The organism is Streptomyces capoamus, assembly GCF_014654935.1.
Classification (GTDB): Bacteria; Actinomycetota; Actinomycetes; order Streptomycetales; family Streptomycetaceae; genus Streptomyces; species Streptomyces capoamus.
On sequence record NZ_BNBF01000011.1, the window covers coordinates 43,095 to 44,706 of the forward strand.

Here is a 1,612-nt window from a genome sequence, read left to right on the forward strand (position 1 = left end):
TCAGCCTGTATGCACTCACGCTCAGACGGAGCACCCAGAGCGTCACAGAGGTACCTGCCGAACGAAACGTCGTGTTCAAGGCACAGGTGCCAGGTGTCCTTACCCAGTGTCAGCGATGAGGTGGCCTCAACCTCAGAACCGTCACGCGCAATGTGTGCATCGCAAAAGGTGTACTCAACCGGCACAAGCACCGTCTTACGCATAGCGCTGCATTCCTTCGTTAGTGCGGAAGTCTGGGTGAGAGTCCGGAGCGTTGCTCTACGGCTTCCCCGCTGACATCCATTCTTCCGCACCCCTATCACGGAACGGTAACTAACGAATAACTGAAACATTACTCAAATGTTTATGAATACCGGGGGTAATACCTATTTAGATAAAGAAAGGACCCACCGGGGGTGCCATCCTTCCATCGTGTACGGGTTTCAAATTTTCGTGGCCCACCGATTCCCAGACCCAGGGACTCTGAACCCCAAGAAAGGGCGTTTTGGAGGCCAAAGAGGCGAAAACGAGAGAGGTCCGTCACATTTTTGGCGTTTGGTGTCCCGGAAACCGGAAATGGACACCAGTTGCGCATCCTGACTCTTGGTTCTCGTCACAGTGAGTCGACGGCCGGCGCGCCTCTCGGTCGACTGAGCGTGAGAGGAACGGGCCCCCGCGCAGTGCAGGGGCCCGAACGAACCCGAGGATCAGGAAGTGGGCCAGGTAACGGCGGCCTTGCAAATACCCTTGGTGGGCTTGGACTCATCAAAGGTACTGTCGGCCTTCTTGGTGTCCAGCTCCGGATAACGCACGATCTTTCCGCCGTACAGGTGCAGAGTGTCGATGTAGTCAGCGCGGTACTTCTCTGACTGTCCCTCGCGGAAGCCGGTGAACTGGCTAGCGTAGGTGGCGAACTCCGAATGACCCGCCACGATGTCCACGCCAGCGGGCATGGCCGTGGTCGTCAGGATGGTGAACCCGGCAAGGCGAGCGACGACGCCATTGGCAGTCACGCCACCTTCGCCGTACGCGGCGGCGTTAGCCACGGCCGGATGCTCGATGAGGTATCGCTTCACACGCGGCGACACGACCACATAACGGCCTGCCGGGATGTCGTTGTCATCAAGGGCCAGCATCATGTCCAGGATTGCGCTGTAGAGGCTCTGAGGGATGTTGTTGGCGGTCGGCACAACGGCAGGAAGCGCCGTCGCCCCGCTGGCGATGATGCTGCCCATGAAGGAGTCAGCCTCACGAGCCAGGGCCCGGATCATCTGCTGATTGATGGGCGAGTCCAGGCCACCGGCAAGCTGAACCCGTTCCGCATCTTCGACCAAAACCTGTAGATACTTCGCCTCAGTAATAGTCAGCTTCTGATCCACGGTTTCCGGCCGCTGGGCCGTCATCCCATCAGCGATCGTGTAATCGCCCACGGTGGGCCGAAGAAGGCTGTTGATGTGGACCACATCGCCCTTCTTTCGGATCTCGCCCTCATACTTATTATTGGCGACGAACGGAGACGCCCAGACAAGAAGTGGATCAAACTGCGTTAGAAGTTCCGCGTCCCAAATCTCAGGGATGAAAGTGGTGGTGCCGGGCTGCTGGTAGGCAAGAGTCATATGAAGTGCCCCTAGTT

At 58.1% G+C, this 1,612-nt stretch carries 1 protein-coding gene and 1 pseudogene; both read right to left on the bottom strand.

Going from position 1 to position 1,612, the window contains the following annotated elements:
* Positions 1 to 203 (bottom strand): annotated as a pseudogene (locus tag IE312_RS40775) (hypothetical protein); the annotation flags it as partial.
* Positions 204 to 686: 483 nt separating this feature from the next.
* Positions 687 to 1,595, bottom strand: a complete 909-nt coding sequence (locus IE312_RS18705) for a phage major capsid protein (RefSeq protein ID WP_189983228.1) — start codon at positions 1,593 to 1,595, stop codon at positions 687 to 689.
* Positions 1,596 to 1,612: the final 17 nt, after the last annotated feature.

Bases quoted from the DNA above. Each gene is read 5' to 3' on its own strand.
- IE312_RS18705 (WP_189983228.1), bottom strand. From the start codon at position 1,595: ATGACTCTTGCCTACCAGCAGCCCGGCACCACCACTTTCATCCCTGAG.